At 56.5% G+C, this 1,317-nt stretch carries 2 protein-coding genes; both read right to left on the reverse strand.

The window, feature by feature from the left end; genetic code table 11:
* Positions 1 to 156: 156 nt before the first annotated feature.
* Positions 157 to 570: a hypothetical protein gene (locus tag C9411_RS25230; protein WP_107228159.1), complete on the reverse strand. Its 414-nt coding sequence runs from the start codon at positions 568 to 570 to the stop codon at positions 157 to 159.
* 1 nt (position 571) lies between these two features.
* On the reverse strand, positions 572 to 1,317 hold a 746-nt coding region (locus tag C9411_RS25235; RefSeq protein ID WP_146158905.1), incomplete at its 5' end, for a major capsid protein.

Genomic DNA, 1,317 nt, shown 5'->3' on the forward strand with positions numbered 1-1,317 from the left:
TGCCATCGTCCAGCGGCTCGACCTCCTGCGTATAGGCCCGATCGAATATGCCGCTAATGGTGTAAGGCTCCGCGCCGCCGCCAGGGCGATACTCAACCGGGTCACCAAAAACGCCGTGCAACGGCGCAAGCAAATGCTGATCCCAGTTGATTCCCATTACTCCCCCGATTGCACAGATACGGCCGGCGCGCTGCGAAGCAACGCCAACTTGCGGAGTTGTTCAACATCAGCAACCACACCCAGACCAATCAGGCGATGCGCATCCGCTACCGGCAACGTGAACGTCCGGTTTTCTGGATAGTCACAGCCATCGTGCCGCACCGTGTTACCTTTGGTGACAACCACTGAAACCATGCCGGCCGGCAGCTGTTCACCGTCCTGATCGTCATCATCGACGGTCTCGGTCTCGGTCTCGGTCTCGGTCTCGGTCTCGGTCTCGGTCTCGGTCTCGGTAGAATTTTCTGGCCCCTGGCCGTCAACTTTCAACTCTTCGCCGTTTTCCTGTTCACCCACCATTAACTCGGGCGGCAAGCTGCCCAGTTCGTTACCTTGCTGTTTTTTCGATGCCATATCATACCACCGTCGCGCAGAGTGCAGCATTTACCCGGCTTGGGATAACCAGCGGAGCTGATTGCATCATCAGCAGGCGTTGCGCCGGGTCATCTTTCACCCAGGTCTTAGGGGCATAGGCCAGAGGGCCATAGTTGAATTTCGGGTCAAGGATCACGCCAAAAGCCCGAGTACCCATCAGGTCCGCGCCTGACATGATGACCGCACCGTCAGGGATCATCGGCTTTTCGATATTATCCAGCGGATCAATGAACCAGTCGTTATACAGCCACAGGTCGAAGTTGCCCCAGCGGCCTTTATAAACAGCCCCTTTCTGCACCTGCGCACCGGCATTAATCTGGTTGCCGAACGGGCTCAACGCCGGGAAAGTGATGGCGTTGTCCTTGATCGTGGTATCCAGCCGGAACGCTTTCCATGCCTTGTTAGTGAAGATCAGGTCCGTCGGTACCGCGCCGGAGTTTTTGAGGATCAGCGTCTGCCATTCTTCAATATCATCCGACGGCTGCGTGTTGGTCGCGCCAGCGGCGACCGTTAACGGCCATTTATCGCTGCCACTAAGGGTGATGGTCAGATCCGGCGAACGGCCGAAATCCACTACCTTGGTTTCATAACCTTCACCATTCACGGTGACTTTCCCTGACACCATGGCGCTGCTGGCCATCCATTCAAGACGGCGGTTAATCATGTCGATCTGATCTGCCATCTCGAACTGCAGGTTCAGCATTTCGCGCTCTGCCGCGGTAAATT

The organism is Serratia sp. Nf2 (assembly GCF_003028435.1).
GTDB lineage: Bacteria > Pseudomonadota > Gammaproteobacteria > Enterobacterales > Enterobacteriaceae > Serratia > Serratia marcescens_L.

What these genes read in the sequence shown, in the direction of transcription:
- C9411_RS25230 (WP_107228159.1), bottom strand. Translation starts at nt 570, where the DNA reads ATGGCATCGAAAAAACAGCAAGGTAACGAACTGGGCAGCTTGCCGCCC.